Source organism: uncultured Bradyrhizobium sp. (assembly GCF_936928535.1).
In the GTDB taxonomy this organism is placed as follows: Bacteria; Pseudomonadota; Alphaproteobacteria; order Rhizobiales; family Xanthobacteraceae; genus Bradyrhizobium.
Genome location: NZ_CAKZHY010000097.1, coordinates 100526 through 124655 on the forward strand (window position 1 = coordinate 100526; position 24130 = coordinate 124655).

General features: G+C 63.6%; 20 protein-coding genes. 10 read left to right on the forward strand and 10 right to left on the reverse strand.

The window, feature by feature from the left end; translation table 11 throughout:
• Positions 1–146: 146 nt before the first annotated feature.
• The 7 genes from hpnC to Q0687_RS19860 all read left to right on the forward strand — a co-directional run bounded on the left by hpnC (position 147) and on the right by Q0687_RS19860 (position 7727).
• Positions 147–1031: a squalene synthase HpnC gene (hpnC, locus tag Q0687_RS19830; protein ID WP_298880112.1), complete on the forward strand. Its 885-nt coding sequence runs from the start codon at positions 147–149 to the stop codon at positions 1029–1031.
• On the forward strand, positions 1021–1860 hold the full coding sequence (gene hpnD / locus Q0687_RS19835) for a presqualene diphosphate synthase HpnD (RefSeq protein WP_298880114.1): 840 nt from the start codon (positions 1021–1023) through the stop codon (positions 1858–1860). The genes hpnC and hpnD overlap by 11 nt, the downstream gene beginning before the upstream one ends.
• Complete coding sequence (gene hpnE, locus Q0687_RS19840; protein ID WP_298880116.1) at positions 1860–3116, forward strand: hydroxysqualene dehydroxylase HpnE; 1257 nt, start codon at positions 1860–1862, stop codon at positions 3114–3116. Before hpnD ends, hpnE begins: the two co-directional genes overlap by 1 nt.
• Before the next feature lie 50 nt (positions 3117–3166).
• Complete coding sequence (gene shc / locus Q0687_RS19845; protein ID WP_298880119.1) at positions 3167–5119, forward strand: squalene--hopene cyclase; 1953 nt, start codon at positions 3167–3169, stop codon at positions 5117–5119.
• Positions 5116–5865 (forward strand): phosphorylase, encoded by a 750-nt coding sequence (locus tag Q0687_RS19850; protein WP_298880121.1) that lies wholly within the window; start codon positions 5116–5118, stop codon positions 5863–5865. The genes shc and Q0687_RS19850 overlap by 4 nt, the downstream gene beginning before the upstream one ends.
• A gap of 626 nt (positions 5866–6491) precedes the next feature.
• Complete coding sequence (locus Q0687_RS19855; protein ID WP_298880123.1) at positions 6492–7010, forward strand: GNAT family N-acetyltransferase; 519 nt, start codon at positions 6492–6494, stop codon at positions 7008–7010.
• Positions 7011–7109: 99 nt separating this feature from the next.
• Positions 7110–7727, forward strand: a complete 618-nt coding sequence (locus Q0687_RS19860; protein WP_298880126.1) for a hypothetical protein — start codon at positions 7110–7112, stop codon at positions 7725–7727.
• A 174-nt stretch (positions 7728–7901) separates the two neighbouring features.
• On the opposite strand, the gene hpnH is transcribed toward Q0687_RS19860, so the two are convergent.
• Positions 7902–9062: an adenosyl-hopene transferase HpnH gene (gene hpnH / locus Q0687_RS19865; RefSeq protein WP_298880128.1), complete on the reverse strand. Its 1161-nt coding sequence runs from the start codon at positions 9060–9062 to the stop codon at positions 7902–7904.
• Positions 9063–9096: 34 nt separating this feature from the next.
• Complete coding sequence (ispH, locus tag Q0687_RS19870) at positions 9097–10023, reverse strand: 4-hydroxy-3-methylbut-2-enyl diphosphate reductase (RefSeq protein WP_298880275.1); 927 nt, start codon at positions 10021–10023, stop codon at positions 9097–9099.
• Positions 10024–10483: 460 nt separating this feature from the next.
• Here ispH and Q0687_RS19875 point away from each other — a divergent pair, with 460 nt between their 5' ends.
• The gene (locus Q0687_RS19875; RefSeq protein WP_298880132.1) at positions 10484–13072 is read left to right on the forward strand and encodes an MMPL family transporter; all 2589 of its coding nucleotides are present in this window, start codon (positions 10484–10486) and stop codon (positions 13070–13072) included.
• On the opposite strand, the gene Q0687_RS19880 is transcribed toward Q0687_RS19875, so the two are convergent.
• On the reverse strand, positions 13040–13663 hold the full coding sequence (locus Q0687_RS19880; protein WP_298880134.1) for a DUF2147 domain-containing protein: 624 nt from the start codon (positions 13661–13663) through the stop codon (positions 13040–13042). The genes Q0687_RS19875 and Q0687_RS19880 overlap by 33 nt on opposite strands.
• A gap of 142 nt (positions 13664–13805) precedes the next feature.
• On the opposite strand from Q0687_RS19880, the gene hpnO reads away from it, so the two are divergent.
• Positions 13806–15197, forward strand: coding sequence for an aminobacteriohopanetriol synthase HpnO (gene hpnO, locus Q0687_RS19885; protein ID WP_298880136.1), 1392 nt, complete (start codon positions 13806–13808; stop codon positions 15195–15197).
• A 403-nt stretch (positions 15198–15600) separates the two neighbouring features.
• Here the strand turns inward: hpnO and Q0687_RS19890 are convergent, their stop codons facing one another.
• The 6 genes from Q0687_RS19890 to Q0687_RS19915 form a co-directional block, all read right to left on the reverse strand.
• Positions 15601–16365 carry an anti-sigma factor gene (locus Q0687_RS19890; protein WP_298880138.1) on the reverse strand — a complete coding sequence of 255 codons (765 nt, stop codon included), beginning with the start codon at positions 16363–16365 and terminating at the stop codon, positions 15601–15603.
• Positions 16362–16910, reverse strand: coding sequence for a sigma-70 family RNA polymerase sigma factor (locus tag Q0687_RS19895; protein ID WP_298880141.1), 549 nt, complete (start codon positions 16908–16910; stop codon positions 16362–16364). Before Q0687_RS19895 ends, Q0687_RS19890 begins: the two co-directional genes overlap by 4 nt.
• A gap of 127 nt (positions 16911–17037) precedes the next feature.
• Positions 17038–17367 carry a cupredoxin family copper-binding protein gene (locus Q0687_RS19900; protein WP_298880143.1) on the reverse strand — a complete coding sequence of 110 codons (330 nt, stop codon included), beginning with the start codon at positions 17365–17367 and terminating at the stop codon, positions 17038–17040.
• Between the two features lie 24 nt (positions 17368–17391).
• Positions 17392–18336, reverse strand: a complete 945-nt coding sequence (locus Q0687_RS19905; protein ID WP_298880146.1) for a metallophosphoesterase — start codon at positions 18334–18336, stop codon at positions 17392–17394.
• 141 nt (positions 18337–18477) lie between these two features.
• Positions 18478–19356 carry an alpha/beta hydrolase gene (locus tag Q0687_RS19910; RefSeq protein WP_298880149.1) on the reverse strand — a complete coding sequence of 293 codons (879 nt, stop codon included), beginning with the start codon at positions 19354–19356 and terminating at the stop codon, positions 18478–18480.
• Between the two features lie 11 nt (positions 19357–19367).
• Positions 19368–20987, reverse strand: coding sequence for a GMC family oxidoreductase N-terminal domain-containing protein (locus Q0687_RS19915; protein ID WP_298880152.1), 1620 nt, complete (start codon positions 20985–20987; stop codon positions 19368–19370).
• A 173-nt stretch (positions 20988–21160) separates the two neighbouring features.
• Here Q0687_RS19915 and Q0687_RS19920 point away from each other — a divergent pair, with 173 nt between their 5' ends.
• Positions 21161–22333 (forward strand): M20 aminoacylase family protein, encoded by a 1173-nt coding sequence (locus tag Q0687_RS19920; RefSeq protein WP_298880154.1) that lies wholly within the window; start codon positions 21161–21163, stop codon positions 22331–22333.
• A 76-nt stretch (positions 22334–22409) separates the two neighbouring features.
• Here the strand turns inward: Q0687_RS19920 and Q0687_RS19925 are convergent, their stop codons facing one another.
• A complete protein-coding gene (locus Q0687_RS19925; protein WP_298880157.1) occupies positions 22410–24032 on the reverse strand; it encodes an inorganic phosphate transporter in 1623 nt (540 codons plus the stop codon).
• Between the last annotated feature and the right edge of the window lie 98 nt (positions 24033–24130).

Genomic DNA, 24130 nt, shown 5'->3' on the forward strand with positions numbered 1-24130 from the left:
GCCGGATCCGGCAGGGCTGCCATCGCGAGACAGGATTGGTTTTGCGGCCGTATTCCCCTATATGGGGGCCGCGGCGGCGTCGCCGGCATGAGCCCGCGCGAACGCAAAAGCCCTTTCTGTCCAAACGATTGTTGAATCAGCCCTCGATGACCTCTGCGAGCGAATTGCGATCCGGCAAGGGTGACCGCGACGAGAATTTTCCCGTCGCGTCCTGGATCATTCATCCGCGTCATCGCGCGCTGATCCTGGCCTATTACAATTTCGTCCGGACTGCCGACGACATTGCCGACCACGCCACCCTGCCGGCGGACGAGAAGCTGCGCTATCTCGACCTGCTCGAGGCGGAACTGCTCGGCAAGGGCGAGACCCAGGCCGAGGCCGTCGCTTTGCGGCGTGCGCTCGCCGAGCGCGGCATGACGCCGCGGCACGCGCTCGACGTGCTGATCGCGTTCCGCATGGACGTGACCAAGCTGCGCTACGAGACCTGGGACGAGGTCATCCACTATTGCCGTTATTCGGCCATGCCGGTCGGCCGCTTCATGCTCGACGTCCATGGCGAGAGCACCTCGACCTGGGCCGCCTCGGACGCGCTCTGCGCGGGCCTGCAGATCAACAATCACCTCCAGGATTGCGGCAAGGATTATCGCGAGCTCAACCGCGTCTATCTGCCGCGCGACGCGCTCGCCGCGAGCGGCGCCTCGGTCGAGCAGCTCGGCCTTTCGCAGTCGCCGCCGGCGATGCTGGCCTGTCTTCAGGGGCTCGCAGTGCGCAACGAAGCGCTGCTGGGCGAGGGCCGGTCGCTGGCTGCCGAGATCAGGGATGTCCGCCTCGGCGTCGACGTCGCGGTGATCCAGGCCTATGCCGACCGCATCGTGCGCCTCCTCAAGGTGCGCGATCCGCTGCGCGAGCGCGTGCATCTGAACAAGTTCGAACTGCTCGCCTTCAGCCTTGCCGGCATCGCCGGTGAACTCGGCCGCCGTGCGATCGGACGCAAGGCCATCAGCAATCCGGGGACTGCCCATGACGCTTGAGGCGACCGCGCCCAGCGCCAATTATGGCTCGTCCGCATCGAACAGCTCCTTCTACGCTGCGATGCGGATCCTGCCGCGCGACCAGCGCGAGGCGATGTTCCAGATCTACAGCTTCTGCCGCCAGGTCGACGACATCGCCGATTCCGACGGCCCGCGCGATCAGCGGCTCGCCGCGCTGCAGGAATGGCGCAACGATATCGACGCGCTCTACCAGGGTAATCCGCCGCCGAGGCTGAAGGACTACGTCGCCTCGGTGAAGACCTTCGCCCTGAAGCGCGAGGATTTCCTCGCCATCGTCGACGGCATGGAGATGGACGTGCCGCAGGACATCCGCGCGCCTGATATGGCGACGCTGGATTTGTACTGCGACCGTGTCGCCAGCGCCGTGGGGCGGCTGTCGGTGCGGGTGTTCGGCCTGCCGGAAGAGGACGGCATCCTGCTTGCCTATCACCTCGGCCGCGCGCTCCAGCTCACCAATATCCTGCGCGACATCGACGAGGATGCGGGCCTCGGCCGGCTCTATCTGCCGCGCGAGGCGCTGCTGCATGCCGGCATCACCTCTGACGATCCGAACCGCGTGATCGCCGAGCGCGCGCTGCCAAAGGTCTGCCTGCCGCTGGCGCAGCGCGCGAAAGCGCATTTCGAGAAATCGGACGAGATCATGAACCGCAACAGGCGTCGCACGGTGCGCGCGCCGCGGATCATGTCGAAATACTACCATTCCATTCTGGACCTCCTGATCGCGCGCGGCTTCAACGCGCCGCGCGGTCAGGTGCGTGTGTCGAAGGTCACACGCATCCTGATCCTGCTCCGCTACGCTTTCATCTGATGCAAAACACAGCTCACATCATCGGCGCTGGAATTTCCGGCCTCTCCGCCGCTGTGCGGCTCGCCAACGCCGGCTACAAGGTCGCCGTGCACGAGGCGACGCACCAGGCCGGCGGCCGCTGCCGCTCCTATTTCGACGGCGCCACCAATCTCACCATCGACAACGGCAATCATCTGCTGCTGTCCGGCAACAGCCACGCGCGCGCCTATGCACGCTCGATCGGCACCGAGGCGGGCCTGGTCGGGCCTGAAAGCGCGCAGTTTCCCTTCGTCGACATCAAGACCGGGCAGCGCTGGCAGATCGATCTCGGCAATGGTCGTCTGCCGACTTGGGTGCTCGATGAGAGCCGCCGCGTGCCCGACACCGGCCTCACCGATTATCTCAAGCTGGCGCCGCTGATCTGGGCGTCTGAACAGACGCTGGTCGGCAAGTCCATTCCCTGCGAAGGCACGCTCTATCATCGCCTGGTGCAGCCGCTGCTGCTTGCCGCGCTCAATGTCGATCCGCCCGAAGGCTCGGCCGGGCTTGCCGGCGCGATCGTGCGCGAGACGCTGCTGGCGGGCGGGCAGGCCTGCCGTCCGCTGATCGCGCGCGACGGCCTCAGCGCGGTGCTGATCGAGCCCGCGGTGAAGTATTTGCAGGAGCGCGGCCACAGCGTTCAGCTCGGCCATGAGCTGCGCTCCTTCGTCACCGCTGACGGCAAGGTGAGCGCGCTGAATTTCGGCGGCGAGGATGTGGTCCAGCTTGGCGCGGGCGACGTCATCGTGATGGCCGTGCCGCCGCGCGCGGCGACGAGCCTGCTGCCGGGCCTGACCGCGCCGACCGAATTCCGCGCCATCGTGAACGCGCATTTCCGCTTCGAGCCGCCGCCGGGCGCAGCGCCGATCCTCGGCGTGATCGGCGGCGTCGTGGAATGGCTGTTTGCGTTCCCGAACCGGCTCTCCGTCACCATCAGCAATGGCGACCGCCTGGTCGACATGCCGCGCGAGGAACTCGCGCAGACGATCTGGAACGATGTCTGCGCCGCCGGTGGCGTCTGCGGCGAGCTGCCGCCCTGGCAGATCGTGCGTGAGCGCCGTGCCACATTTGCGGCAACGCCGGCCCAGAATGCCCTGCGTCCGGGGCCAGTCACGCCGCTGAAAAACCTGTTCCTTGCCGGCGACTGGACTGCTACGGGATTGCCAGCAACGATCGAGGGATCGGTCCGGTCGGGTGATCGCGCCGCCGATCTGGTTTTGGCTGCAAAGCGGCCCTGACGGGCCATGTGTCCGTCGTTTTCAATCGACGTCAGGAGCAATCGAGCGACATGGATTCCGTGACCGCGAGCAGCCGCGAAGCTTTGGAATCGAGCATTGCATCGGCCACGCAGGGCGTGCTCGGCTTCCAGCAATCCGACGGTCATTGGGTGTTCGAGCTCGAGGCCGACTGCACCATTCCGGCCGAATATATCCTGCTGCGCCATTATCTCGCCGAGCCGGTCGACACCGCGCTCGAGGCCAAGATCGCCAACTATCTGCGCCGCGTCCAGGGCGCCCATGGCGGCTGGCCGCTGGTGCATGACGGCGAGTTCGACATGAGCGCCAGCGTGAAGGCTTACTTCGCGCTGAAGATGATCGGCGATTCCGTGGACGCGCCGCACATGGTGCGAGCGCGCGAGGCGATCCACGCCCGCGGTGGTGCGATCAACAGCAACGTCTTCACCCGCTTCCTGCTCGCAACCTTCGGCGTCGTGACCTGGCGCGCGGTGCCGGTGCTGCCGATCGAGATCGTGCTGCTGCCGTTCTGGTCGCCGTTCCATCTCAACAAGATCTCCTACTGGGCCCGCACCACCATGGTGCCGCTGATGGTGATCGCGGCGCTGAAGCCGCGCGCGAAGAATCCCAAAGGCGTCGGCATCGACGAGCTCTTCCTGCAGGATCCGCGCTCGATCGGCATGACCGCGAAAGCGCCGCACCAGAGCATGGCCTGGTTCGTGCTGTTCCGCGCGCTCGACGGCATCTTGCGCGTGGTCGAGCCGCTGTTTCCGAAGAGCCTGCGCAAGCGCGCGATCGACGCCGCGCTCGCCTTCATCGAAGAGCGGCTCAATGGCGAGGACGGCATGGGTGCGATCTATCCGCCCATGGCCAACATCGTCATGATGTATGAGGCGCTCGGCAAGGACGAGACCTTCCCGCCGCGTGCGATCACGCGCCGGGGCATCGACAAGCTGCTCGTGATCAATGGCGAGGAGGCCTATTGCCAGCCCTGCGTCTCGCCGGTGTGGGACACCACGCTGACGGCGCATGCGCTGCTGGAAGCCGGCGGCGACAAGGCGGTGCCTGCGGCAAAGCAGGGCCTCGACTGGCTGATCCCGAAGCAGGAGCTTGCCGTGAAAGGCGACTGGGCGGTGAAGCGGCCCGACGTGCGTCCGGGCGGCTGGGCCTTCCAGTACAACAACGCGCACTACCCCGATCTCGACGACACCGCCGTGGTGGTGATGTCGATGGACCGCATGCGCCGGGAGCACGGTGCCACCGGCTATGATGCCGCGATCGACCGCGCCCGGGAGTGGATCGAGGGCATGCAGAGCGACGACGGCGGCTGGGCGGCCTTCGACGTCAACAACCTCGAATATTACCTGAACAACATCCCGTTCTCCGACCACGGTGCGCTGCTCGATCCTCCGACCGAGGATGTCACCGCGCGCTGCATCTCGATGCTGGCCCAGCTCGGCGAGACCGAGAAGACCAGCAAGCACGTCGCCGATGGCGTCGCTTACTTGCGCAAGACCCAGCACCCTGAGGGGTCCTGGTACGGCCGCTGGGGCATGAACTTCATTTACGGAACCTGGTCGGTGCTGTGTGCCCTCAACATGGCCGGCCTCCGCCACGACGATCCCATGGTCCGGAAGGCGGCTGGCTGGCTGGCCTCGATCCAGAACAAGGACGGCGGCTGGGGCGAGGACGCGGTCAGCTACCGGCTGGATTACCGGGGATGGGAACCCGCCCCCTCGACCGCCTCGCAAACGGCATGGGCCTTGCTTGCCTTGATGGCTGCTGGCGAGGTTGATCACCCGGCCGTCGCCCGCGGGGTGGAGTACCTGATTGCAACACAAAACGAAAAAGGACTGTGGGACGAGCAGCGGTATACCGCCACAGGCTTCCCCCGCGTGTTCTATCTGCGGTATCATGGTTACCCGAAGTTCTTCCCGCTGTGGGCGCTGGCGCGATATCGGAACTTGCGGAACACCAACAGCAGGGTGGTAGGGGTCGGAATGTGACGACGGGGACGGGGGACTATTTTACCGCGGGCAATGCCATTGATCCGCGGCCGATCTTGATCGTGACCGGACTGGTCCAGGAGGCCCGCATCGCGGCTGGCCCCGGGATGGCGGTCATTTGCTCGTCCAGCAGCCCGGCCCAGTTGCGCGCGCTCCTGACGGTGGTCGATCCCGAAACGATTCGCGGCGTGATCTCGTTCGGCGTGGCCGGCGGGCTTGACCCGAGCCTGCGCTCCGGCGACGTCGTGGTGGCGACCGAGGTGCTTTCGGGCGATGACCGCTGGGGTGCCGGCCTGTCGCTCAGCGACGACCTCATCGACAAGCTGACCTCCGGCCGTCGCCGCGTCGTGCGCGGCAGCCTCGCCGGTGCCGAGGAAGTGGTCACCGGCTCATCCTGCAAGGCGGCGCTGCATTCGGAAACCGGCGCCTCCGCCGTCGACATGGAAAGCCACATCGCGGCCGCCTACGCCACTGAAGCCGGCCTGCCGTTCGCCGCGGTGCGCGTCATCAGCGACCCCGCCCACCGCGCGCTGCCGGCGCTCGCCCGTGCCGCCATCAAGCCGAACGGTCAGATCGACCTCGCCGCCGTCCTGCGCGGCATCGTCCGCAATCCGACAACCCTCCACGCGCTGGTCTCGACCGGCCTCGACTTCAACCGCGCGCTCCGCTCGCTTCGCGGCTGCCGCGATTTCCTGATCGGGACGGAGCTGCTGGACAGCGAGGCGCTGATGGCGGAGACGATCTGAGCGGGGTTGTCGCGCTGATCAAACCAAAGGGCCCGGTCGAGCGACCCGGCCTTTTTGTTTTATGCGTAGCTTCGATTGCCTGCGCTCCATCCGAAGGAGGAATGCTATCTCGCCGTCATTTGCGAGGAGCTCCTAGAATGGGGTTGAGCCCTTGCGAAACCCAACGCTGCTCCATCATCGCTCTCCGCCGTCGCGGCCATCGCCTGGCCGACTGCGCGCCAAATCGGCTGCGCGATCTTGGTGGGTAGAGCGAAGCTATTTTGCGCCGATGTGACGAAGCAATCCAGATTCATTCGCAGTGACAACCTGGATTGCTGAGCATCCGACGATGTGGAGGCCGTGCGCGCTCTCTCAAGCGAATTGAACACCTCCTTAGCCCGCATGATGGTATTCCCGTAATCTCGTTAGGGTTGCGTCGAAGCAGCGATGCACTAGAATGTTGCGCGGCTGGCTATTTTGGGGTCCGCGCCTGCTGCGCTGACTGAGGCGTCGTCTCGAATATTGATTGCACTGTTGCGCGCTGAGGTCGTCCGATGCGACTTGGCTCGACGACCTTAGCGAGTTCTTGGCGGCCTAGGTCGTGAATCGATAGATTTGCCGGGAGACCGGATGCAATGAGGCCGCCCATGGAAATTTCGATTGCAGACAAGAACTCCAGCTTGAAAGGCTTGGTGTCGCTATTCGGGAAGAGTCTGGCACCCCAGTATATCTCGCACTCCGAGCTACAAGGATATCGCGCTGTGCGGCCCGGAAAATGGGCGAAGAATATCGAGTACGTGCTGGCGAAGGAGATTGGCGCAAGGCTGAAGCAGCCGCGGCGTAAATTGCCAATCGGAAGGAATTGGAGCGGAGTAATTGAGGCTTACGAAGGTCGACGCCTTGTCGGCCTTGCGCTCATTACGATGTCACGCAGCGCGGCGGTGCCATTTGGCGTGATCGAAGACATCGTCATTGACAAGAAGCTGCGCGATGGTGGGCGAGGAGAATTGATCATGGATTGGATCAAGAGCCAGATGCTCGCCGCAGGCATCAAGCGATTGTTCCTGGAAAGCGGAATCCAGAACGATCGGGCGCATCATCTGTTTGAGCGAATGGGATTTAGGCCTGTCTCGGTGGTCATGATGCAAGATCTAAGAAAGACGTAGGCGGTTGATTGGCCGCGTATGAGTTTGTCGTAAGTCGTGGTGTTGGGAATTTTGAGCAGAAGGAATAGCACATTTTAATCGCTGCCGGAGGCGCGCATTATGTTTGGTTCAATTGCAGAGCATTTCACTCAGCATTCTGAGGCCGCAGCAACTTTACTCCTCGGCTTCCTTGGAGTCGTGACGTATCTTTACACTTGGTCCCACGACAGGAAGCATCGCAAGCGCGACAATTATCTCGCGCTCGAATTCCAGTCGATGCGGGTGTTTCAGGCGTGCGTCGAGAATCCGGAGATCCCGCTCTATCTCGATGGCAAGGATGTTGAACCCACCGACCGACAGCACATCAAAGAGAAAACCTACTGGCAAATTTGCCAGATCCTGAATCTGTTCGAGATCATCATCTCCTATCGCAAGGAGGTCCCTGATGAAGTGTTCGCAACCTGGGTATCCTGGTTTCACGAACTCGGAACGGCTCCGCGCTTCGAGGAGTTCTGGAGAGGCGAGGAGCTACGCTCGCACTACAAGGGCGATCTCCAGAAGATAATGAACACGGCGTTGCAGCTCTATAAGACGCGATCGGCGGACTTCGAGACGGATGACCACGATTATGAGAACGAGTTGAAGGCTTTCTACGATCAGATTGCGATCATCATGGATGATAAATCAATCTGGAAGCATTTGGATATTTCTCGCGGGCTCAACGAGCAGGTTGCTTAGGCCCTCGTCCTCGTGCCGGTGAGCCATTGCGCTTCTACTGTGCATGGGGTTGTTTTTCATTTTTGTCGGAATGCGAGGAGGAGAGGGAGCCCAGCCCGCGCATCGTCGAACAAAACAAAAGGCCCGGTCGCCATCAGCGACCGGGCCTTGTTTATTCGGATCGACCGGCGCTGCTTACGCAGCCGTCGAGGCCTTCCGTGCCGCCTTCGCCGCCGCAGCCTCGGCTTCGTCCTTGCGGATATCCGACAGCTTCTTCTGGACCTGCTCGGAGAAGATGTACTGCGCCGGGCGCTGCTTCGACATGTCGATCTCCGGCGCCATCGGGCCGGTGGTCTTGATGCCGCGCAGCGACACCCACATCGCCTTGATCGGGTTGTTCAGCGCGGCGGTCGCGGCCGTCGGCTCGTAGCCGCAATGGGCCATACAGTCGGCGCACTTCTCGTACTTGCCGGTGCCGTAGGTCTCCCAGTCCGTGGTGTCCATCAGCTCCTTGAAGGTCTTGGCGTAGCCTTCACCCAGGAGGTAGCAGGGCTTCTGCCAACCGAAGATGTTGCGCGCGGGCATGCCCCACGGCGTGCACTCGTATTCCTGGTTGCCGGCGAGGAAGTCGAGGAACAGGCCGGAATGCATGAAGTTCCACTTCTTGCCCTTGCCCATCGCAAAGACGTCGCGGAACAGCTTCTTGGTCTTGGTGCGGTTGAGGAAGTGCTCCTGGTCCGGCGCGCGCTCATAGGCGTAGCCGGGCGACATCGAGACGCCGACGCCGAGCTCGACGGTGAGGTCGAGGAACTTCGCGATCTCCTCGGCCGGATGGCCGTCGAAGATGGTGGCGTTGACGTTGACGGTGAAGCCGCGCGCCTTGGCCGCTTTGATCGCGGAGACGGCGCGGTCGAACACGCCCTGCTGCGATACGGCCTTGTCGTGATGGTCCTTCAGGCCGTCGAGATGGACGGAGAAGAACAGGTAGGGCGAGGGCTCGAACAGATCGAGCTTCTTCTCGAGCAACAGCGCGTTGGTGCAGAGCGAGACAAACTTCTTGCGCGCGACGAGGCCGCGCACGATCTCGCCGATCTCCTTGTGGATCAGCGGCTCGCCGCCGGGGATCGCCACCATCGGCGCGCCGCACTCGTCGGCCGCGTCCCAGCACTCCTGGGCGGTCATGCGGCGGTTGAGGATCGCATCCGGATAGTCGATCTTGCCGCAACCGACGCAGGCGAGGTTGCAGCGGAACAGCGGCTCGAGCATCAGCACGAGCGGATAGCGTTTGCGGCCAAGCAGTTTCTGCTTGAGCAAATAGCCGCCGATACGCATTTCCTTGAAGAAGGGGATTGCCATTACACGTTTCTTTCTGGGCTTGAAATTCGGTAGGTCAGCTTGCAGCCAGCTCGGCCGGAAGCCTGAATTCGATGTTTTCCTCGCGGCCCGGGAGCACCGAGACCGTCACCGGTCCGATCCGCCGCAGCGCTTCGATCACGTCATCCACCAGCACCTCGGGCGCCGAGGCGCCGGCCGTGAGGCCGACTGACTTGGCACCTTTCAACCACTCCGGATTGAGCTCACTGCCGTCGGCGATCAGATAACTCGCGACGCCGGCCTCAGTGCCGATTTCGCGGAGCCTGTTCGAGTTCGAGCTATTGGCAGCGCCCACCACCAAGATCACGTCGACCAGCTTGCTCAAGTCCCATACCGCAGATTGGCGGTTCTGTGTCGCATAGCAGATATCCCGGATGTCTGGGCCTTGAATATCTGTAAATTTGGCTTGAAGGGCTTCAATAATGCCCTTGGTGTCGTCGACCGACAGGGTGGTCTGGGTGATGTAGGCCACTGGCCTATCCGGGGGCAGCATCAGGGCCTTGGCCTCTTCGACGCTCTGAACCAGCAGAACCGGGCCGGGAACCTGGCCCATCGTACCCTCGACCTCGGGGTGGCCGGCATGGCCGATCAGGATCAGGGTACGGCCCTTGGTGATGTAGCGCTTCCCCTGATTGTGAACTTTCGTGACCAGGGGGCAGGTGGCATTCAGCACCGGAAGGTCGCGCGCGGCGGCCTCTTCCTCGACGCTGCGGGCGACGCCATGGGCGCTGAAAACGGTCACGGCCTTCGGCGGAACTTCGGACAGCTCCTCGACGAAGACCGCCCCTTTGGCTTTCAGGCTTTCGACCACGTATTTGTTGTGCACGATCTCGTGGCGCACGTAGACCGGCGGGCCGTATTTCTCCAGCGCCCGCTCGACGATCTCGATCGCGCGCACCACGCCCGCACAAAAGCCGCGCGGCTGCGCTAGATAAACTTCCATTGGACGTCCATCACGCAAGTTGCACCAATCCGCTTCATTGTCCCCGGCGGCACCCCGACATCGGCCAATGCTGCAATATCCGCACCATTGGTGTCGCAACCGCGGTAACCGCCCACCCATTTGGGCCCCGGCGCATGCAGGCACAGCATTTTGTGTCAAAAAATCGGCAATAAGGGAAGGTCGGCGTGAGCCGCGGGCTCCAGGTGGCGCCAGTTGAAGGTATTATAGTAGTTGGTTTGATGAGGGCAAGGCGGTGACGTTTGTGCTCACTCCTTCGTCACTTTGCCGCCTCAAGTCTCCGGCTATACCGGCCGTCCCGCATGATTTTGCCATGGTCTCCCGACGTTCACACTGAACCTTGTTCCGTCGGGAACCACTCAAAACAGCAATAGGTTTCGTTCCGGAACTCCGATAAACAGCGGGCGTTTTCGGCAAGCTGTTAAAACCAGAAAGAAAATACGTGCTGCAAAGCGTAGTCGTTGCCATCGTCAGGGCCTGTACCCGGTTTGCCTCCCTCGTCGTCGTTCTCGGGCTCCTGCTGGCGGTGGGGGCGGGCTATTACACGTCCCGACACTTCGCCATCAACACTGACATCAATTCGCTGATTGCCCAGAATCTGGACTGGCGCCAGCGCGATCAGCAGTTCGACCGTGCCTTCGATCGCGACGCCACGATTCTCGCGGTCGTCGAGGCCTCGACACCGGAGATGGCGACCGCGGCCTCGGACGCACTGTTTGCCAAGCTCAAGGACAACAAGACCGAATTCCAGTCGATGCAGCAGCTCGGCACCGGTGAGTTCTTCGAGAAGAACGGCCTGTTGTTCCTGCCGACCGAGGAAGTCGGCAAGATCACCAGCCAGTTCGAATCCGCAGCGCCCCTGATCGAGATCATGGCCGGCGATCCCTCGATCCGCGGCCTGACCGGCGCGCTGGAGACCGGGCTTGCGGGCGTCAAGCGAGGCGAGGTCAAGCTCGACAGCACCGAGCGACCGTTCAACCAGATCGCAGACACGGTCGAGACTGTGCTCAACAAGGGCAATCCGATCTTCTCCTGGCGCGAGTTCGTCAGCGACAAGCCGCTGTCCGACTCGGACAAGCGAGCCTTCATCGAGTTCAAGCCGATCCTCGACTACAACGCGCTGGAGCCCGGCAAGGGAGCGACCGACGCGATCCGCAAGGCTGCGGTCGATCTCGATTTCGCGACGAAATACCAGGCGCGGGTGCGGCTGACGGGCCCGGTCCCGATCGCCAACGAGGAATACGCCACTGTCCAGGAAGGCGCCGTCGTCAACGGCGTCGGCACCGTGCTTGTCGTGCTCTTCATCCTGTGGCTGGCGCTGCATTCGGCGAAGATCATCTTCGCGGTGTTCGTCAATCTCTTCGTCGGCCTCGCGATCACCACCGCCGCGGGCCTGATGATGGTCGGCTCGCTCAATCTGCTGTCGATCGCGTTTGCGGTGCTGTTCGTCGGCCTCGGCGTCGATTTCGGCATCCAGTACAGCGTCCGCTACCGTTCGGAGCGTTACAAGGTCAATGATCTCGGCAAGGCGCTGGTGCTTGCGGCCAAGCGCTCCGCGATCCCGCTGTCGCTCGCGGCGATGGCCACCGCGGCCGGCTTTCTCTGCTTCATCCCGACGGACTACAAGGGCATCGCCGAACTCGGCCAGATCGCCGGCGTGGGCATGCTGGTGGCGTTCATCTCCTCGATCACCATCCTGCCGGCGCTGTTGAAGCTGTTGAATCCGCCCGGCGAGAAGGAGCCGGTCGGCTACGCCTTCCTGGCGCCGCTTGATCATTTCCTCGAGAAGCATCGCGTGCTGGTCGTCGGCGGCACGCTGCTGCTCGCGCTCGCGGGCCTGCCGCTGCTCTACTTCATGAAGTTCGACTTCAACCCGATGAACCTGCGCAACCCGAGGGCCGAATCGATCGCAACCTTCCTCGACCTGCGCAAGGACCCTAACACCGGCGCCAATGCCATCAACGTGATGACCACATCGGAAGAGCAGGCCAAGCAGGTCGAGGCGAAGCTCGAAAAGGTCCCGGAGGTGCTGCGGGTGATGTCGCTAGACAGTTTCGTGCCTGATGACCAACAGCCGAAGCTGAAGCTGATCGCGCAGGGCGCCAAGATCCTGAATCCCGCGCTCAACCCGGACCAGATCGATGCGGCGCCGTCGGATCAGGAGAACGTCGAGTCGCTGAAATCCTCGGTCGACAATCTGCGCCGCACTGCAGGCGACGCCAAGGGCCCGGGCGCGGTCGCCTCGCGCCGGCTCGCGGATGCGCTGGAGAAGCTTGCCAACTCGGATGAGGCGACGCGCAACAAGGCGCAGGACGTGTTCGTCACGCCGATGAAGATCGTGTTCGACCAGCTCAGAAACGCGATGCAGGCAGGTCCCGTCACCCTGAACTCACTGCCGCCCGACCTCGTCAATGCCTGGAAGAGCAAGGATGGCATCATCCGCGTCGAGGCTCAGCCCAAGGGCGATCCGAATGACAATGATACGCTGCGCAAGTTTGCGGCGGCTGTGCTCGATGCCGAGCCGACCGCGATTGGCGGACCGGTCTCGATCCTGAAATCCGGCGACACCGTGGTGAGAGCGTTCATCCATGCCGGCATCTATGCGCTGCTGGTGATCGGCCTGTTGCTGTGGATCACGTTGCGTCGTCTGGTCGACGTTGCGATGACCCTGGTGCCGCTGCTGGTTGCGGGCGCAGTCACGCTCGAGATCTGCGTGTTGATCGGCCTGCCGCTCAACTTCGCCAATATCGTCGCGTTTCCGCTGCTGCTCGGCGTCGGCGTCGCGTTCAAGATCTATTATGTCGTCGCGTGGCGGTCCGGCAGGACAAACCTGCTTCAGACCAGCCTGACGCGGGCGATCTTTTTCAGCGCACTGACGACGGCGACGGCGTTCGGCAGCTTGTGGCTGTCGAGCCATCCGGGCACGTCCAGCATGGGCAAGCTGCTCGCCTTGTCGCTGGTGACGACGCTTGCCGCAGTGCTGCTGTTCCAGCCGGCCCTAATGGGCAAACCCCGCAATCTCAGGGAGTAGGCAGATGTCGCCGACGGGATCGGCGGCACCTTTCTGACCCGGCTTGGCTGCGGCACTCTTCGGAGCCGTCGGCGCAGGTGCCACGGCAGCCTGTGCCGGTGCAGATTTGGGCGCCGCACCGGTGGTTTTTGGCGCGCCCTTGGCCATGGCGTTGGCGGTGCTCGGGGGGATCGGCGGGCCGACGCGGGTCCAGGTCTCGCCACCGCACAGGAAGCCCAGCACGCAGCCCTTGATCTCGAGTTGGTCGGTGCCAGCAGGCGTGATGGTCGCACTATACATCTGACCATCCTTGGCGTTGTAGACCTGACCTTCCCACTGTTCGGCGCCGGGCGTCTTCTTCATGTTGATCAGGGTCGCCATGCCCAATGTCGGCCTGTTCTTTTTTGAGACATCCGGGTTGTTCTCGTCGCGGCCGCCGGGCTGCTTTTCCCAGGAAACCGCGCCCCACATGCTGCCATTGCATTGGGCGACACGGATATTGGCGACGCCGTCGGCGACTCGCCAGTCGCCGGTCGGATCGGTAGCAAGCGCTGGTGTCAGGCCGGCGTAACCAGCTGTCAGTATTATTCCGGTGTAAATGGCCAAACGCATATGTGTTCCTCGGCAGTGCAACATGGTCTAAAGCTGTGCTTGCGAAGATGGTCCGAAAAAGGGCAAAAGGCCGCACAGACCCTTTTCCGTTCGCTGGCCGTTTTCAGTTGACGAAGCGGCCCTCAACCGAAGTATGTAGCGGATGAACAGTCCAATTCCAGACATGTCTCAGTTGTTCGCGGACCGTCAGGCCCAGCGCAGCACCCTGCATAACAGGTACCTGAACGAGCAGTTCGTCCGGGTTCTCAAGACCATCGGCTACGACGTCGGCTTCCAGAAGGGGCAGGGGCAGTACCTTTACGATCGCGAGGGGGCTCGTTACCTCGACCTCTTGTCCGGCTTTGGCGTGTTCGCGATCGGGCGCAATCATCCTGTCATGCGCGAGGCGCTGAAAAGCGTGCTCGACGCCGATCTGCCCAATCTCGTTCAATTCGACGTCTCGGTGCTGGCCGGCGTGCTCGCCGAGCGGCTGTTGAAATATGTTCCCTATCTCGACAAGGCGTTCTTCGCCAATTCCGGCGCCGAATGCGTCGAGGCCGCGATCAAGTTCGCGCGCGGCGCGACGGGGCGTCCCGGCATCGTCTATTGCGCCCACGGCTATCATGGCCTGACCTATGGCGCGCTGTCGCTGACCGGTGATTCGAACTTCCGCACCGGCTTCGAGCCGCTGTTGCCGGGTTGCACCTCGGTTCCGTTCAACGATCTCGCCGCGCTCGAGAAGGCGCTGGCCTCGCGCGAGGTCGCTGCCTTCGTCGTCGAGCCGATTCAGGGCAAGGGCGTGAACATGCCCTCCGACGAGTTCCTGCCGGGCGCGGCCGCGCTCTGCAAGAAGTACGGCACGCTGTTCGTTGCCGACGAGATCCAGACCGGCATGGGCCGCACCGGCCGCTTCCTCGCGGTCGAGCACTGGAACGTCGAGCCCGACATGGTGCTGTTGTCGAAGTCGCTCTCCGGCGGCCACGTGCCCGTAGGCGCCGTGCTGACGCGCAAGAGCATCTTCGACAAGATCTTCAATCAGATGGACCGCGCCGTGGTGCACGGTTCGACCTTCTCCAAGAACGATCTCGCGATGGCCGCGGGCATCGCCACGCTCGACGTGATGGAATCGGAGAAGCTGATCGAGGCTGCCGCCAAGCGTGGCGCCGAGCTTCGCCTCGCGCTGACGCGCATGGTGCCCGGCTACGAGTTGCTGAAGGAAGTGCGCGGCAAGGGCCTGATGATCGGCATCGAGTTCGGGCCGCCGAAATCGCTGCGGCTGCGGGCCTCCTGGAACGTGCTGGAGGCCGCCAACAAGGGCCTGTTCTGCCAGCTCATCACCGTGCCGCTGTTCAAGGATCACAAGATCCTGACCCAGGTCGCTGGCCACGGCAGCCACACCATCAAGCTCTTGCCGCCGCTCACCATCACCGAAGAAGACTGCAACTGGATCGAGCGCGCCTTCGACGACGTCATCGCCGGCAGCCACAAGGTCCCCGGCGCAATCTGGTCGCTCGGCAAGACGCTGGTGGACAACGCGGTGCGAAGGTCGGCGTAGGCACCGTCCATTTTATCGAGATAGTTAGTGTGTTCGCGTGAGCGCCTTGGGCCTCACGCAATGCGGGGCAATGCTGGAATCGTTTCATGCGATCGATGATTGTCCTTGTCTCAGTTCTCCTATTTCTGACATTCGCGACATCCATCTCTTTCGCTTGGCTCAGCTACAATAGTTACAGGCAATTGGTGCCCAAGCCCCGCACAGTCGGGCCGCTTACGGCTATACGTGCGTCCATGCGTACAGTGCACGATCCTAACGATCCAGCTGTATCCCAACACTGCTTGGTCTACCTCAGGCGTTTCAGGGGTGCGGCTCTGGTTGTCGCCACGACATGGATCGTCTTGGGGATATTTGTCGTGGCGGTGCGAGCGTTTGATCTCCAGCGCTTCCTCGACTGACGAGTCTACCCCTCCACATTCGCCTTCATCGCCGCCTCGAACTTGTCGACGAATTCGGTGAGCTCGTCGCCGCCGATATCGCTGACGGCCCAGAAGTTCAGGCCACGCTCGCCCCAGCGGCGGCAGTTGAAGCCCTGCATGGTCTGCGTCTTCGGTGGGCGATGCTCGGTGCTCGCGGTCTGCGACACGAACAGGTTGATGATGTGCTGCCGGCGCTTGTAGACGACGGCACCGATCGCGCGCGCATCGACGTAGTCGAGCCGGCCGCCGACCAGCGTAAAACCTTGCGCGGTGAGGTCGATCACCGGCGGGGCGACGTCGAGCTTGCCGTTGAACCACGGCTTGACGGTGTGCTGGTCGGTCGAGACCACGTCGATGAGGTGGCCGGCCTGCAGCGAGCGCAGATGCGCGGAGACGACCTCCGAGAGGATGCGCTGCTGGTCGTCCTGGCGCAGCACGACGGCGACGACGCCTGAGGCCGCGAGCGCAGAGACGACCGATCCCATCGCAAAGCCGCGCAGCATCGAGCGTCGGCTGGGCTGCGGCCGCGCCTGCGGGAGCGACGCCTCGATACGCGCGCGCAGGCTCGCCGGTGCCGTGTAGCGCAGCTTCGCACCGGCAAGCGCGCGCTGCATTTCGCGTTGCGCGGCAAGCTCGGCGGCGCAGGCCGGGCAGGTGGCGATATGGGCTTCGACCTCGCGCGCGTGGCCGGCATCGAGCTCGTTGTCGAGCAGCGCATGAAGCAGGATCTTTGCTTCGTCGCAGGTCATTTCGAGTGCTCCTCTTCCGCCGTCCAGGCCGCGCGCAGCATGGCACGGGCCCGGGCAAGGCGGGACATCACGGTGCCGACGGGGGCACCGACGGCTTCGGCGATTTCACGATAGGACAGGTTGTTGATCTCCCGCAGCACGAAGGTTTCCTTGAACGGCTCGGCGAGCGCGTCGATCATCTTGCGGATGGCGCCGGCGTCGCGATTGCGCAGCACCTCGGTCTCCGGGCTCGCCTCGTTCTCCTGCCACATCGGCGTCTGGTCGGCCGCGCCGGGCGTATCCTCGATCGCGGCGTGCGAGTGCGCACGCCTGGCATATTCTGCGTTGCAGACATTGCGCAGGATTGCGAACAGCCACGGCTTCATGGCTGGACCGCGATAGCTGTCAAAGTGCTTCAGCGCGCGCAGATAGCATTCCTGCACCGCGTCCTCCGCGTCGGAGGCGTCGCGCAGCAGGTAGCGTGCGAGCGTGTAGACGTCGTCGAGATAGGGCAGTGCCGCCTCGCGGAAACGCTGCGCCTTCTGGAAATCGTCGCTGACGGGCATCGCCTCTCGCTTTGCCTCTTGCTGCGTTTGGTACGTCGTGTCGCCTTGGGGCCTGACCGAAGGCACGCGAGCCCGGCCGGTGTGGGACCACCGGCCGGGCAAGACAGAGATGCCTTGGTTGGAGACGTTACTCAACCTTGATCATCCCGGTCATGTGCGGGTGCAACGAACAAAAATATTTGTAGTCGCCCGCATCGGTGAAGGTGAACGAGAACTTGTCGTCAGTGTCCAGGGCCTTGGACCGGAACTTGCCGGCCGACACCACCGTGTGCGGGATGTCGTCCCGGTTGGTCCAGGTCACGGTCGTGCCGACCTTGATCTTGAGCTCCGCCGGCTGGAAGACGAAATTGTCGATATGCACCTCCATGTTGGTGTCGTCGGCACGGGCGGTCGTGACGGGCAGCAGGATGGCCGCGGCCACAGCGACGGAGAAGTCGCGGCGATTGATCGTCTTCATTGTCAGCTTCCGATCAACCATGAATCAACCTTGCAGCGGCGTGTCGATGATGGCGAGCCGCTGCTCGTTCTGCTTGAAGTTGATGCTGGCGACCCCGAGCATCGATCGGAGCTTGGCGTCCTCGACCTTCATCGGTCCGGGAGACGGAGCGGAGCCCGGCGCCGGTTGCGGGAAGGCGGTCGAGCGCGCGGTGTGGAAGGTGACGTTGCCCTCGACCTTCTGCATCACCTGGTGGATGTGGCCGTTCAGCACGGTGACCGAGCCAAAACCCTTCACCAGCTCCAGCGCGCGACCGCCGTCGTCGGTGCCCCAGCCCCATTCCGGATAGACGGTCCAGAGCGGGATGTGGGCGAACAATACGACAGGCGTCGATTTCGACTTGCCGCGGAGGTCGTCCTCGAGCCAGGCAAGCTGCTCGGTGCCGAGATTGCCGAGGCCGCCGGCCTTGAGGTCGACGACGTTGACGAGGCCGACGAAGTGCACGCCGCCGGCGTCGAAGGAGTACCAGCCCGCGCCCTTGGTGCCGCGGCCGTAACGGTCGCGATAGAACTTCACCTCCTCGTCGAGGAAGTCGTGCTCGCCGGGCACGTAGTGCACGTCCAGCTTGGACTGCGAGATGATGCGTTCGGCATTGTCGAACTCGGAGGCCTTGGACAGATGGGTGATGTCGCCGGTGTGGATCATGAACGACGGCTTGGCCGGCATCGCATTGATCTTGTTGACGGCTTCCTCCAGCGTCCCCAGCGCATTGGGATTGGCCGGCTTGTCGAAGCCGACATGGCTGTCGCTGATCTGGAGGAAGGTCATGCCGGGCGCGGCAGCGGTGGCGGCCTCAGCGGAATCGATGATGCCGAGCGACCGCGGCACGCCGCCGGTTATGGTCCAGAGCACCCCGGTGCCGGCCCATGTCATGCATTCCAGCACCTTGCGGCGGCTGACGCCGTCGTCCCCGTGATCGTGTCCGCTCATCGCAACGTCTCCTTTGGCCCGGAATTGGGCGTCGGAGAGGTGATTAGGGGAGGGGCAGGTTTATTCGCGGGGGACGATGACGTTTTCGTGAGGTGGGATCACACAGGCCCGCGCGGGGGGACAGGGGAGGTGAACGGGGGTCTAGGGCGAAAATTCCCTGATCGCCCGCACGACCAGGGCGGGGGCTTCCTGGACGACGCAGTGGCCGGCGCCTTTGAAAGTGCGAGTCAGGGCGTGAGGAATAAGCGCCATGGCGCGTGAGGCCATCTCCTTGTAGATCGGCCCCGACGTCTCGGCAGTCGTCACCATCACGGGGCACGCGATCTCACTGAACCAGGCGAACGGATTGCCGCGCGCGTCGCCGACATAGACCTGCTCCATCGCTTCGTAGATCGGGCGCAGGATCGCGGCTTCGATCTCGGGCGTGCAGCAGAGCCGAACCCGGCCGTCGCCGAGCGGGGTGAAGCCGTGACGCACATAGGCCCACAACGAAGCCTCGGTCCAATCGGCAAAAGCAGGAGCGGCACGATAACGCTCGAAGACGGCCTCAGCACTGTCGAACTCAGCGCGTCGGCGCAGAGCTCCTTCTACGCGGGCTACGGATTCGTCGTTCAAGCCGCCGGGGCGCGCCGCGTGCGGGTTCATCACGGTCGGCTCCATCACGAACAGGCGGGTGAAGCATCCCGGCAGCAGCTTTGTTGTCAGCAGCAAATCGGTGGCGCCCGCGCTGTGGCCGATGCCGTAGACGTCGTGCAAGCCCAGCGCGTCGATCACCCTGCAGAGATCGTCGGCATAGTCGAGAAAGTGATATGCGCCGGGCTTGTGGCTCGCGCCGTGGCCGCGGCGATCGAGCGCGTAGACAGTGTAGGTCGATGTGAGCTCGCGCGCGACCTCGTCCCAGACATCGGCCACGAAGCCGGTGCCATGGACGAGCAGCGCCGGCGGCTTGCCGCCTTCGCCCCACTGCAACATGGCGATTTCTGCGTCGGGCGGGCCGATGGAAAAGCGGTGAGGGATCATGGGGCCGGATGCTACTTCGCATCCTCCAAAATCATCGTCGCGCCCTTCTCGGCGATCATTGCGGTCGGCGTGTTGGTATTGCCCGAGGTGATCGTCGGCATGATCGAGGCGTCGACGATGCGAAGACCGCCGAGGCCGTAGAAGCGCAGGCGCTCGTCGACCACGGCCATGGGATCGCTCGCTGCACCCATCTTCGCGGTGCCGACGGGGTGGAAGATGGTGGTGCCGATGTCGCCTGCGGCTTTGGCGAGCGAGGCGTCATCATCACCGACCGTGGGGCCGGGCAGATATTCGCTGGGGCGATATTTTGCCAGCGCTTTCTGTTGCATCAGGCGGCGCGTGGTGCGGATGGCGTCGGCGCCGACCTGGCGGTCGTCGTCGGTCGACAGATAGTTCGGCGCGATGATCGGCTTCTCGTCCGGGCTCGCCGAGCGCAGGCGGATCGTGCCGCGCGAGGTCGGCTGGAGATTGCAGGCGCTCACGGTGACCGCAGGGAAGCGGTGCAGGGGATCGCCGAACTTGTCGAGCGAGAGCGGTTGCACGTGGAACTGGATGTTGGCGCGCGCGCGTGTCGCGTCGGACCGCGTGAAGATGCCGAGCTGCGATGGCGCCATCGTTAGTGGGCCGCGGCGGCGGAAGGCGTAGTCGAGGCCCATCAGGCCGCGGCGGAACAGGTTGTAATAGGTTTCGTTCAACGTCCTGACGCCCTCGACCTTGTAGATCGCGCGCTGCTGGAGGTGATCCTGCAGATTGCGTCCGACGCCAGGCTTGTCCATGACGATATCGATGCCGAGCGGCGACAGCCAGTCGACAGGCCCGATGCCGGAGCGATGCAGCACCTGCACCGAGCCGATCGAGCCGGCCGAAAGGATCACCTCGCGTTTTGCACGCGCCTCGACGACCTCGCCGTTCTGGATGAAGCGCACGCCGACGGCGCGGCCCTGCTCGATGATGAGGCGGTCGACCAGCACGTTCTTCTCGAGCCGCAAGTTCGGACGGTTCAGCGCGGGCTTAAGGAAGCCGCGGGCGGACGACCAGCGCCGGCCGCGCTTCTGGTTGACGTGGAAATAGCTGGTGCCTTCATTGTCGCCGGTGTTGAAGTCCGGAATGCGCTTGATGCCCATTTCTTCTGCGGCATCGCCGACGGCATCGAGCACGTCCCACGACAGTCGCGGCGCCTCGATGCGCCATCCGCCGCCGGTGCCGTGATGCTCGCTGGCGTTGAGGAAGTGGTCCTCAAGGCGCTTGAACAGCGGCAGCACGTCATCATAGCCCCAGCCGGTCATGCCGAGCTGGCGCCAGTGATCGTAATCGGCAGCCTGGCCGCGCATCGAGATCATGGCGTTGATCGCCGAGCAGCCGCCGATCACCTTGCCGCGGGGATAGGCGAGCGAGCGGCCGTTCAGGCCCGGCTCGACCTCGGTCTTGAACATCCAGTCCGAGCGCGGATTGCCGATGGCAAAGAGATAACCGACCGGAATATGGAACCAGATCCAGTTGTCGTCACCGCCCGCCTCGAGAATGAGGACGCGGTTCCTGGATTCGGCCGACAGGCGGTTGGCAATGATGCAGCCGGCTGTGCCTGCGCCCACGACAATATAGTCAAACTCACCTTCGAGCCGTTTCGGCATTCTGCTTCCACCCGGATGGTCTCTAAACGTTCCGTCCTAATAGGCAGACGGAGACGGCCGGGACAAGCCCGGCCATGCCAGGCAGGCAGGGCTAGACCCCGTTCCCGCAGTTAGGTGGACTGGCGCTTGCATGGTAGACGGGCTTGTATTTTCAACAGAGCTTGAGATCCTCCATGCCCATCGTGAACCGCGTCGCCGACCTTCAACCCGATATCCAGGCTTGGCGACGGGACATCCACCAGCATCCGGAGCTGCTGTATGATGTCCACCGCACCGCAGCATTCGTTGCGGATCGCCTGCGCGAGTTTGGCTGCGATGAGGTTGTGACCGGCATTGGCCAGACCGGCGTGGTTGGCGTGATCAAGGGCAAAAAGCCTGCCGGCGAAGGGCTTAAGGCGATCGGCATGCGCGCCGACATGGACGCGCTCCCCGTCGACGAGCAGACCAACCTGCCTTACGCCTCCAAGACTCCGGGCAAGATGCACGCCTGCGGCCACGACGGCCACACTGCGATGCTGTTAGGTGCCGCGCGCTATCTCGCCGAGACCCGAAATTTCGCCGGCGACGCCATCGTGATCTTCCAGCCGGCCGAGGAGGGCGGCGCCGGGGGCGCGGCCATGGTCAACGACGGCATGATGGAGCGCTTCGGCATCGAGCAGGTCTACGGCATGCACAACGGCCCCGGTATTCCGATCGGCTCGTTCGCGATCCGGCCCGGCCCGATCATGGCGTCGACCGACGAGGTCGATTTCATCATCGAGGGCCTCGGCGGCCATGCCGCGCGTCCGCACAAATGCATCGATTCCGTTCTCGTGGGGTCGCAGCTGATCACCGCCTTGCAGTCGATCGTCGCGCGCAGCGTCGATCCGCTGGAATCGGCCGTGATCTCGATCTGCGAATTCCACGCCGGCAATGCCCGCAATGTCATTCCGCAAACCGCGACGCTGAGGGGCACGATCCGTACGCTGAAGCCTGAGGTGCGCAAGCTGGTCGAGAAGCGCGTGCGCGAAGTCGTGGCGGGCGTTGCCCAGATCACCGGCGCGAAGATCGATCTGAACTACAAGCGCGGTTATCCCGTCGTGAACAATCACGCCGCGGAGACCGAGATTGCGACGCGCATCGCCAAGCAGGTCGCGGGCGATGCCAACGTGCTGGAGATGTCGCCAATGATGGGCGGCGAGGACTTCGCCTATATGCTGGAAGCGCGGCCCGGCGCCTTCATCTTCTGCGGCAACGGCGACAGCGCAGGCCTGCATCATCCCGCCTACAATTTCGACGACGAGGCGATCGTCTACGGCACGTCCTATTGGGTCAAGCTGGTCGAGCAGCAGCTTGCAGCGTCGTGACGTGCTGAGCTGATGTCCAAATCAAAAGGGCCCGCGATGCACGGGCCCTTTTTTTGTCGGCATGTCGGATCGCGGCTCAGAACACGTGCGAGAACAGATAGTACAGCACGCCCGAGATGATCATCGCGGCCGGCAGGGTCAGCACCCAGGCCATGGCGATATTGCGGATCGTCGCCCATTGCAGGCCCGAGCCGTTGGCGGCCATGGTGCCGGCGATGCCTGATGACAGCACGTGGGTGGTCGAAACAGGCAGGCCGTAGACGTCGGCGGCAGCGATTGTGGCGGCCGCGGTAATCTCGGCGCAGGCACCTTGCGCGTAGGTCAGGTGCGTCTTGCCGATCTTCTCGCCGACGGTCACGACGATGCGCTTCCAGCCGACCATGGTGCCGAGGCCAAGCGCGATGGCGACCACGATCTTCACCCAGCCGGGGATGAACTTCGTGGCGCTGTCGAGCGAGCCCTTGTAGGCGTTGAGCACGGCGACGTCGGCGGCGCTGAGCTCGGCTTCCTTGTCCTTCATCAGGAAGCGCAGTGCTTCCGATGCGAGGTACATGTCGTTGCGGGTGTTGCCGACGAGCTCGGCGGGCACCTTGGCGAGCGACCCGTAGGTCGCCACCTGCTTGGCGATGTCGCGCACCAGCACGGCGAGCGAGGGGAACGTGCCGGCGTTGACCTCGTGCTGCGCGACGTAGTTGGTCACGGCCGGACGCGGATTACCGATCACGTTGTAGCCAGCGGCCTTGGCCTCGATGATCTTGCTGGCGGCTTCCGAGTTCTGGCTGAAGGCGGCGATCTGGCTTTCGGGCAGCGCGCGGTTGAGCGCGTAGGCGGTCGGCACGGTGCCGATCAGGATCAGCATGATCAGGCCCATGCCCTTCTGACCGTCATTGGACCCGTGGAAGAAGCTCACCAGCGTGCAGGTGAGGATGAGGATGCCGCGGATCCACCACGGCGGCGGCTGGTCGCCCTTCGGCTCGCCGAACAGAGCGGGCGTGGCGCGCAGCAGCACGGCGCGCAGGATCCAGAGCAGGCCGGCAGCAAGCACGAAGCCGAACAGCGGCGACAGCAGCAGCGCCTTGCCGATATTGGTGGCCTGGGACCAGTCGACGCCGGTGGTGCCGCTGCGGCCATGCAGAACCGCGTTCATGATGCCGACGCCCATGATCGAGCCGATCAGGGTGTGCGAACTTGAGGCCGGCAGGCCGAAATACCAGGTGCCGACGTTCCAGATGATGGCGGCGATCAGCAGCGCGAACACCATCGCGAAGCCGGCGCTGGAGCCGACCTGGAGGATCAGCTCGACCGGCAGCAGCGAGACGATGCCGAACGCGACGGCGCCCGAAGACAGCAGCACGCCGAACAGGTTGAACATGCCGGACCACACCACGGCGACATGGGCGGGCAGCGAGCGGGTGTAGATCACGGTTGCCACCGCATTGGCGGTGTCGTGGAAGCCGTTCACGAATTCGAAGCCGAGTGCGATCAAAAGCGCGACGAAGAGCAGGAGGAACGGAGCGAAGGACTTGACCTGCGCGCCCGAAGCATCGACGTCGACCCAGATGCTGTAGGCGACGAACAGCAGGGCAGCGGCGATCACACCCAGGTAGATCACGCCGGTGAGCGGATGAAATCCGCGATTGAGGTCTGGCCCCTTACTCAAGGCAGGCTCGATCGAGCCCGGCAAAGCAACGTCACTCATAGAAATTCTCCTGTCCCAAGGCCCCGATTTTGCGCGCGGCATGTGACAGGCGGTTGAAATCACGGACAGGCAGTTGAAAGGACGGAGCTTATCCACGC

Coding starts and splice junctions, on each gene's coding strand:
- hpnC (WP_298880112.1), top strand. CDS start 147: ATGACCTCTGCGAGCGAATTGCGATCCGGCAAGGGTGACCGCGACGAG.
- hpnD (WP_298880114.1), top strand. CDS start 1,021: ATGACGCTTGAGGCGACCGCGCCCAGCGCCAATTATGGCTCGTCCGCA.
- hpnE (WP_298880116.1), top strand. CDS start 1,860: ATGCAAAACACAGCTCACATCATCGGCGCTGGAATTTCCGGCCTCTCC.
- shc (WP_298880119.1), top strand. CDS start 3,167: ATGGATTCCGTGACCGCGAGCAGCCGCGAAGCTTTGGAATCGAGCATT.
- Q0687_RS19855 (WP_298880123.1), top strand. CDS start 6,492: ATGGAAATTTCGATTGCAGACAAGAACTCCAGCTTGAAAGGCTTGGTG.
- Q0687_RS19860 (WP_298880126.1), top strand. CDS start 7,110: ATGTTTGGTTCAATTGCAGAGCATTTCACTCAGCATTCTGAGGCCGCA.
- hpnH (WP_298880128.1), bottom strand. CDS start 9,062: ATGGCAATCCCCTTCTTCAAGGAAATGCGTATCGGCGGCTATTTGCTC.
- ispH (WP_298880275.1), bottom strand. CDS start 10,023: ATGGAAGTTTATCTAGCGCAGCCGCGCGGCTTTTGTGCGGGCGTGGTG.
- Q0687_RS19880 (WP_298880134.1), bottom strand. CDS start 13,663: ATGCGTTTGGCCATTTACACCGGAATAATACTGACAGCTGGTTACGCC.
- hpnO (WP_298880136.1), top strand. CDS start 13,806: ATGAACAGTCCAATTCCAGACATGTCTCAGTTGTTCGCGGACCGTCAG.
- Q0687_RS19890 (WP_298880138.1), bottom strand. CDS start 16,365: ATGACCTGCGACGAAGCAAAGATCCTGCTTCATGCGCTGCTCGACAAC.
- Q0687_RS19895 (WP_298880141.1), bottom strand. CDS start 16,910: ATGCCCGTCAGCGACGATTTCCAGAAGGCGCAGCGTTTCCGCGAGGCG.
- Q0687_RS19900 (WP_298880143.1), bottom strand. CDS start 17,367: ATGAAGACGATCAATCGCCGCGACTTCTCCGTCGCTGTGGCCGCGGCC.
- Q0687_RS19905 (WP_298880146.1), bottom strand. CDS start 18,336: ATGAGCGGACACGATCACGGGGACGACGGCGTCAGCCGCCGCAAGGTG.
- Q0687_RS19910 (WP_298880149.1), bottom strand. CDS start 19,356: ATGATCCCTCACCGCTTTTCCATCGGCCCGCCCGACGCAGAAATCGCC.
- Q0687_RS19915 (WP_298880152.1), bottom strand. CDS start 20,987: ATGCCGAAACGGCTCGAAGGTGAGTTTGACTATATTGTCGTGGGCGCA.
- Q0687_RS19920 (WP_298880154.1), top strand. CDS start 21,161: ATGCCCATCGTGAACCGCGTCGCCGACCTTCAACCCGATATCCAGGCT.
- Q0687_RS19925 (WP_298880157.1), bottom strand. CDS start 24,032: ATGAGTGACGTTGCTTTGCCGGGCTCGATCGAGCCTGCCTTGAGTAAG.